5 protein-coding genes and 1 pseudogene are annotated in these 8,700 nt (G+C 45.4%); all 6 read right to left on the reverse strand.

All coding sequences use genetic code 11. The features are described from left to right. Nucleotides 1–120 precede the first annotated feature (120 nt). A complete protein-coding gene (locus tag BT112_RS13100; protein ID WP_072317831.1) occupies nucleotides 121–822 on the reverse strand; it encodes a helix-turn-helix domain-containing protein in 702 nt (233 codons plus the stop codon). A gap of 353 nt (nucleotides 823–1,175) precedes the next feature. Next, a complete protein-coding gene (locus tag BT112_RS13105) occupies nucleotides 1,176–3,104 on the reverse strand; it encodes an OmpA family protein (protein ID WP_072317832.1) in 1,929 nt (642 codons plus the stop codon). Between the two features lie 12 nt (nucleotides 3,105–3,116). Continuing rightward, a complete protein-coding gene (locus BT112_RS13110) occupies nucleotides 3,117–4,028 on the reverse strand; it encodes a PorP/SprF family type IX secretion system membrane protein (RefSeq protein ID WP_072317833.1) in 912 nt (303 codons plus the stop codon). A gap of 75 nt (nucleotides 4,029–4,103) precedes the next feature. Beyond that, entirely contained in the window at nucleotides 4,104–5,336 is a 1,233-nt protein-coding gene (locus tag BT112_RS13115; RefSeq protein ID WP_083564921.1) for a T9SS type B sorting domain-containing protein, read from the reverse strand. Nucleotides 5,337–5,340: 4 nt separating this feature from the next. Continuing rightward, nucleotides 5,341–7,740 (reverse strand): Ig-like domain-containing protein, encoded by a 2,400-nt coding sequence (locus tag BT112_RS13120; protein WP_072317834.1) that lies wholly within the window; start codon nucleotides 7,738–7,740, stop codon nucleotides 5,341–5,343. A gap of 8 nt (nucleotides 7,741–7,748) precedes the next feature. Beyond that, nucleotides 7,749–8,700, reverse strand: a pseudogene (locus BT112_RS21875) (hypothetical protein); the annotation flags it as partial.

An 8,700-nucleotide genomic window follows, 5' to 3' on the forward strand; every position in this document is an offset into this window, starting at 1 on the left:
ACCTGATCCTCCTCATCCGAACCGGCTTGCACCAGCTTATTTACCCAAGAAGCCTGCCCAAAACCTTTTTGGAAGACATGGCTGCTACGGGTATCGGGATCTGCATTAGAAAACCGATAGTTATTCCTCTACAAAATCCTGATAGAAAAGACTGCTTACCTTCCAGACCTCCGTGATTCCCCCGATACTTATTCCTATTCCATCGGGCAACAATCCCGGGGTGTTTCCGGTGAGGTATATTCTATCAGCGTTATTTTCTTCTTTACGCACTATTCCTACCAGTATGCCCTGTTCCTTATTTACGATTACATACATTTTTCCAGTTATCAGGTCTTTTATATTTTCCATCGGAGTACCCACTGCATAACAAACTCCCCTGAATGCAGATGACGGTTGCAGAGAGGACGTCTGGAAAGCTCTGAAATTATCCCGGGCCGGAAAAGGAAATCTGTACCTCGGTAGTGTCTCCAGGAATTTTACATTCTGATGTTGCGACACATACTGATATTGTCTTTCCCGGGGCACTGCGATAATATCCTTCTCCAAATGAGGCTCGTACACATTATTGGAAAACAACGTATTGAGGTCCAGTTTATACTGTTTACCAAAAGCCACGAGACGGCTATAGTCCAGACTGTTTCTCTTTTTCCATGTAGAAATCGTATTGGATTTTACCCCCAATACATCGGATAGTTCCTTATTAGTCCGAAGTTTCAGGAGCTCCTTCAGGTTTCCCAGTACTTCCTTTACACTCAATGCTTCTTTTCCGGGGACTACATTGTTTTCAGTAATCCGGTTGTTTGTTTTTTCTTTTTTCGTCATATTATCTTCACATTTAGCAAATAGTCCGAAAACATGGTCTTAAATGGATGGGGTGAGTCCCTGTTTCGGCATAACGGATATAAAACCCTTCACTATTTCGTTACGAAATAAAGTTTTACGCTGTTACAACATGTAAAAGTACGTATGCAGCTCATGTACTGCATCCTTACCGTGCAGATATACGAAGAAACTACGGCTACGGTTTTAAAGTTCTCTATAAAAAAGAATGTGCTATACAGAGACTTCAAAACCTTGTGAAACCCTGAAAAAATAAAAAAGTTTTTCAGGATAAATGCAACGGGGCTGATATCCTGAAAAACTGTAATTTTAAGTCCTGGAAATATCAGTTCCGGTTACATCTTCATCAATATAAATTCGCTTCTCCTGTTTTGCTGATGTTCTTTTTCGGAGCAAGAAACCCCGTCGGCACAGGAGTTTACCAGGCGGGTTTCCCCATACCCTTTACCCGTGATACGATCAGGGGAAATCCCTCCTTTTTCTATAATATATTTTACTGTAGCTTTTGCTCTTCGTTCGGAAAGTGCCATATTATAGGCATTACTTCCACGGCTATCCGTGTGAGAACGTACTTCTATGACCACATTCGGATATGCCTTCATAACCTCAATAACCTTGCCAAGTTCGATTTCGGAGACTTTCCGGATGCCTGAACCGTCAAAATCAAAGTAAATAGGCTTCAGTCCCATTTTCTCCGTGAGGTCATCTCCTGTTGTGACCCGTATACCGTCTTTTACGAGCTCGATGACTACATTCCTTTCTTCTTCGTTTTTCAATTCGCTTATCCATTTTTCCGAAGATTGGTATTCGTCTTTACCCGCCCTGAGATTATATGTAGAAAAAGGCCACACCTTTACACAAAAATTACCCAAATCGTCCGTCCGGACCTTAGAAAGTTCTTTATTATCACTGTCCAGAAGTGTTACCAAAGCGCCATTCAAAGGTTCCTGAGTAAGGCTATCCACTACGGTTCCACACAACTTTGCATGAAGGGCGATAACTTCTTTTTGCGATATGGAATAAATGTTATCAAAACCGCTTTTTTCGCCACGATTGGATGACAGAAATCCTTTCCCGTCATTTCTCATGACATACGAAAAATCATCACCGGAAGAGTTTATCGGCTCTCCCATATTCACAATGTGCTCGCTTCCGAAAGGGTCTTTGACCACGGCATAGACATCCAGTCCGCCCAAACCGTCATAGCCATTGGATGAGAAATACAATATACCGTTTTCATCCACAAATGGGAAAGTTTCTCTCCCCGGAGTATTGATGTTACTTCCCAGGTTCCGGACCGGACCAAGGTTTCCGTCATCCAGGATCTCTGTGACAAATATATCGGAATTACCGATAGTTCCCGGTCGGTCAGACACAAAGTACAGGTGTTTATCATCCGGGCTCAATGCGGGGTGAGCGGTAGAATAATCGTCACTGTTTATAGAAAGATTCTCGATATTTTTCCATTCACCATCACTATAGGTAGCACGATATATTTTCAGGTAGTTGGTCCCGTCATCCGATCTGCGCCGTTTACCGTTACGGTAATTGTTTCTTGTAAAGTACATGGTTTTCCCGTCTTTGGTCACCACTGCCGTAGTTTGGTGGTACCTGGAGTTCACCTCTCCTTTGAGTTTCTCCGGATTGGTCAGCCTGCCTGTACTGTCTATGGTGGCAACGTATAATTTGAGGAATGGCATTTCATTCCATTTATGAGTCCGCTTTATAAAAATCCCCGTATCGCGGGCAGAGGCAAACAATACGTTATCGCTGCCGTAAAAACCGGTGCCAAAATCGGCATAATCCGTATTGATCCCTGCATCATTAAGAACATACCTCGGGGTTCCGTCCCTAAGTGTTTCCAGGCTTTTATGAACAGTTTTCAAGCGTTCTTCCGGGTAACCTACCCGGGTGTAAAAAGTCTCCATGGCCTTATCTGCCTGCTGTTGTTGTCCACCAACCCTGAGACATTGTGCATAACGGTAATAATATTCCGGGGCGATCTCTCCTTCCAAAGCAAACATTTTTTCGTAATAAGGCAGTGCCTGCTCATAACGGGCATTGAAGTAGTAGGCATCTCCGAGTTTCCCGTAGAGATCTTTGGACTCATATCCGTTTTTCAGCAATTTTTCATAGATTTCGGTAGCCCGGATGTAGGCAAACTTATCGTAATTTTTATCGGCACGTTCTTTTTTAACCTCCTGGGCAAAAAGCGGTACGGATAATATTACGGACAATATCAGGTGTAGTATTTTGTTCATCATATCGTGCTTTGGTTAGAAAAATCTCGGAGAGAGCATACGGTTTCGGGAGGAAGAAATGAACTCAAAGCGCACAAAGAGCTCATGGGTCCCGGAATTGTAATTTCCCAACCGGGTAGTCTCATAGTCATAGGCATACCCGATCTGCAGGCCTTCTGTGATATTAAATCCTGCCATCACGCTCACTGCTGCATCCCAGCGATAGGCAGCTCCGAGAATCAGGTTTTCATTAAACATAAAGTTGGCGGAAACATCTACGGCCAACGGAGCACCGCTTACTGCTTTGACTAAAGCCGCCGGCTTAAATTTCAATGTGGGATTCAGATCAAACACATAACCCCCGATGAGATAAAAGTGCATTTTCTCGCTGGCTACGGATTGTTTTATATCGTCATAAAAGCGGGTTTCCAGTAACGCGGGTACCGATATTCCTGCATACCAATTGGAGGCATGAAGATAAGCTCCCGCTCCTATATTCGGGGAAAACCTGCTCAATCTCCCTGTTAGCTGCGGATCTCCTTCGTCATAAATATTCAACTTGTCATAGTTGATATCGAGAAAACTTCCGCCTGCCGTAATCCCCAGGTTCAGCCAGGTATCATATCCGAGCTGCAGTTTATAGGAAAAACTGGCGTTGACATAGGTGTCCCGCGAAGGACCGATCTCATCGTTAATTACGGATAGTCCCAGGCCATGCCCCTGGTAACTTATCGGGGAATGTATGGAAAACTGTGCCGTCTTTGGCGCTCCCTCGAGCCCTACCCATTGCCTTCTGTACGTTCCCAGGACACTGGTAACACCTCTCGTACCTGCATAAGCAGGGTTAATGCTTACGGTGTTGTACATATATTGTGTGTATTGAGACTCCTGCTGTGCAAACCCGATCCAGGTTCCGAACAATCCCAATATCAAAAAAAACTTCTTCATTGTTCTTATCTTTTTAAAGCTTCATTTTCGAAAAGGAAAAAAATCTTTCCCGATCTCTGTTCTTCATCACCGATACTAATTGATATACAGATATCCCGATTGATCCCTTAATCGATTGTTATCGTTATACTTCAGGATGTAGAAGTAGGTTCCCGTAGGCAACAATTTACCCTTATTGAGTGTGGCACGTCCGTGAGAATATCCGTCAAACCGGACATTGGTATTATTATACCCCTTGGCCTCGTAGACCTTTACCCCCCAGCGATTATATATTTCCACCGTATTCTCGGGGTAGTTTTCCAGTCCTTTTATATAGAAAAAGTCATTTCTTCCGTCTCCGTTCGGTGATACGCCGTTATAGATCACAAGACCGGTGGGTTCTTCTTCGGTCCGGACTTTGGCAAACGTAAAAATACCATATCCCGATACTGCCGTCGTAACTGTTTTCTCTTCATTATCGGTAACTCCTCCCTCATCTTTCCAACGTTTGTTTACGGCATCCCAACGTACGATATGAATAGCCTTTCCTTCTTCTTTACGGAGTATATCCGAAGGGGTCGTAGCTTCATTCCAGGTCAGGGTAAGCACGATATCGGACATCCCTGCGGTACGGTTTATTTCCCAGTATTCCCCGTTATCTATGATTTCGATATTGTTTTCCTTATCGGAATGCGGATAAAGGGTATTCGAATTTTTAAGGATGTATTGCGACGTAAAATGATCGGAGAGCTCCGAAGGCTCGGACATGTACGCGCTGCGATAGTATCCTCCGTCACCTATGGGATAATCAAAAGGTTCATTTCCTGTTTTCCTTACTTTTCCGTCTACAAAACTGATATCGGAAACCTGTTGATGCGAAGCTCCCTGGTAGAAGGTTACCAGCCCGCCATACATATCTCCATCGACAATACCGTCCCGGAATTCCGCATTACCATATACACCGATATCTCCGGAAAGATGAAATGCCGGTTGTGTCGCGGGATTGTCAAAAAGTACGTTGAAGAAATCCGAAGGCATATTACCGCTGATATTCTGGGCTCCGTATAATCCTCTGAAAAGGGTATTACCGGTTGTTGCTCCCGGCGTAAAACTCACCAGCCCGTCGTTGTTAAAGTTACCGTAGACAAAAAATGTCCCGTCATTATGTACCGTTGCGCCTTCCTTATTATCGAAATCCTCCATCGTAGACACTTCCGTTCCTTGCGCTATGACTACTGTTCCGGTGTTGACCGTTTGTCCGGATACGGGAAACACCTGAAAGATAAAGGCCGTACAAATCATTATTTTTATTGCCGTACTTGTCTTCATATCCTTATTGTTTTGCTTTTGAGGGAAGCATAGGGTTTGTGATAACCATACATCTCCTGGTCGTTATAAGAATTTCGTTGGTAGGAACCGATTCACAGCTATACCCTGCGCTGTTGGTCGCCACGGTAATTCTCCTGTACTTCGTATTATCAGTCACTGCATCGGGCTGATAAGTTGCTCCGTTTGCCGTTGCGATCTCCTCCCAGTTGTCATCATTCTCATCTGCTTTTTCCCAGCGGTAGGATACTGTCCCGAAACCTGTTCCGGAAGCACTACCGGCTATTGGTCCGGGTCGGGTATTTCTGCATATTTCCTCTCCACCGGTTATAGATCCGGCCTGGGGTGTGGGCAGAACGACTACTTCAATGGCTGCCAGTTCGCTTTCACATCCGCCATCGGACTGGCTTACATAGTACGTTACGGTTCCCGGACTTGAAGTGTTGGGCACAGGTGCATTGTTCAGCGGTGCACTTCCCACGGCGGTATACCAGTATATTCTGTTTCCGGAAACAACACCGGCGGTCAACGGATCGGCAACTTCACCCTGACAGTAATAGACAGGTGAGCTGACCACAGGAGCCTGCGGTCTGGAATTTATCTCCACTTCCGCCGTATTATTATTCCTGTTTTCTACAGGTTCCAGAACTACCCCCGTCGAATTATTTACAAAAGCTACCTCGGCCGTATTGACGTATCCGCTACTACGGGTTATAGTATATTTAATCGGGCTCAGTGATATCCCCGACCCTAAAGAACCACTTCCGGTCTTGGTAAATGTGTATACATTTCCGGACTGCGTCATTTCCCATCCCGGATAAGACAACCCTGACATCGTGGCTCCTGCAGGTATGGTTTCGGTCACCCTGATCTTACTGGTCGTATTGTATTCTGCAGGTAAGGTCCCCATATTGGCCACGGTTACGGTAAATGCATTCCCGTTGGTGGCATCCAGACAGTACTCATCTACTGTTTTATGAACGACCAGGTCCACCTTTTCTGCCAGTACGGGCGTACGGACGGTCGACGTATTATTTTCCAGATCCTGATCTGTAATTTCGTCATCTCTGACCGTTACCGTATTCTGCAACAAATTCCCTTTGGGTATCTGTGCGTCGAGATATCCGGTTACCGTGATGATCCCCGTAGTATTGGCGGGAAGTCCCACAACTCCCGAAAAATTCCCGGAATTTATAGGAGAAGAAGTAGTGGGATCAGGAAGGTTTACAGACCCGGGAATAAAGTTGGAATCTGCGGATATTCCGGTAATCCTGAACATTCCTGCGGGTATGGGAACACCTTCCCCGTCTGTCAGTTGATCTTCCACCTCTATATTGGCAAGATCTGCAGGCGTATCATTGACTACTTCCAGTTTGTATGTAACCCTGTTTTCACTGCCCGATCCGGCTACGGATCTTAGTACATCCTTATTGGCCAGCTTACTCACCCTGAGATTTCCGGGTGTTGTGACCAGGATATTACGAATTTCATGATAGTTATACCCTCCACCGGTAGAAGCCGCAAATCCTAACTTCAGTAAGTTGGGAGGCGCATCTGGGGTTGTATACTCGAGCAACTGCGTAAAGCTTCCGCCCTGGCTTTTGGCCCATCTGACCTGGATAGTATACAACCCTGTCCCAGTTGGAGTAACTTCAACCTGAACCCTGCGGTAAAACGTACCGTAAGAAGGCCGTACGGAAGTCGGTGTATTGTAGTCTACTACATTCTCCTGTGCATTCCCCGACATCAAAAGAGCGTCTGCCGTACTCCCGTCAGGAAACAGGGTTACTCCGTCCAGGTATTTATTGGTATTCGTATCGGAAGCGCTGGTCGATGTGGTCTTTCCTCTAAGGGCTATGGAATTTGGACTTACATTTGAAGACCCCCCGTTTTTTCCTTCTGAAGACCTCACGAAGTTACCGTACGCATCAAACCCTATACCGATATACCCGCCTGTGAGACCCGCAGTAGCAGGGCTGGAAGCAGTACTATTCGCATATCCCAGTGACCCTCCGTATGCACCAAGGGCAAAGTTTCCGGGGCCATAAGAGGCATCAAATAAAAATATACTGAATCCGTCCGCACCATAGTACGGTGCATTAGTCATGGTACGCCACATCGTATATTCAAAATCGACCAGTACCCCCAGTGTAGAAGGAAAGGATTTGTTGATATAAGCATAACCTTTCTGGTTTCCCTGTGCCTTGGTCAGTCTCAACCATCCCGCATTTACCGGATCATCTACTCCCGATGTCAGATAGGCATTATTTCCTATTATAATATCCGGAGAACCATTTCCCTTAAAGTCATTGGTGATCGTAAACTGTGCTGTTGCCTGTTGTGCAAACAACAGGAACAGCAAACAGCTACATATATGCAAAAAATATTGTATTCCGGCTTTTTTCATGTTCTATCTTACTTTACTACGAATACTATATTCATAAATGAGCCTTCGGTAACAGTTGCACCGGAGTTGACCGTGTACGTCAATACCCCATTCTGATCTATAGCGATATTAGAGAATACGGTATTGTCGTAATAGGTAATATAATAGTACAGATCCGTAGCTGTCGGAAGATTAGGTATGCTCGAAGGGGCTCCCTGACTTCCTACCAGACCTGTCCCGGTAAATTGATCCAGATATTCCTGATGTAAGTTTCTGGTGAATGTTCCCGAAGCAGAAACATCAAAAACAACCGAAGGCATATAAAAGAACTTAGGCATCGCTGCTTTTAACTGTTTCAATACTCCTGAGGAAGGATCGATAGCTACAATATTATCAGCAGCCGCATCTCCGGCAGGCAGCCCCGTTACGGCAAGATCACTGCCACCGGTGGCTATTTCCAGTGTATTGCTGTTCTGAGTGATCGTTGTTTCCCTGACGAGATTACCTCCAAGCTGAATATGCTCATCAGCGACAGAAAGCCCGTTGTTTACGCTCACATCAACTAAAAAAGGATTACTTTCCGTACCATCACCCGATACGAGGGTAACGTTTCCTTTATTCATGTTGGCATTAAATTCGGAACGATCTATCCACTCTACATTTCCTGCTGCATTCGTAATCATAACCTGGTCTGCATTTCCTGCTTCCATTTTTCCGGGAGTTACAGCTCCGTCCGCAATGTTTTCGGTCTGTACCGCATTGTCGGCAAGTTTCTCATTGGTCACCGCATCGTTGGCAAGTTTATCGGTAGTCACACCACCGTCGGCGATCCCTATTCCGGCGGCGGCAAGCAGTTTGCCCGTTCCATCGGTTCCGCCGGTAAAGACGATGCCTTCGGATACGGAAAGGTCCGCTCCGTCTACACTCTCCGAAGAGATATTCTGATATACTACGCTGCCATCAGCCTGAACAACTCCTACT

This window comes from Sinomicrobium oceani (assembly GCF_900119185.1).
In the GTDB taxonomy this organism is placed as follows: domain Bacteria; phylum Bacteroidota; class Bacteroidia; order Flavobacteriales; family Flavobacteriaceae; genus Sinomicrobium; species Sinomicrobium oceani.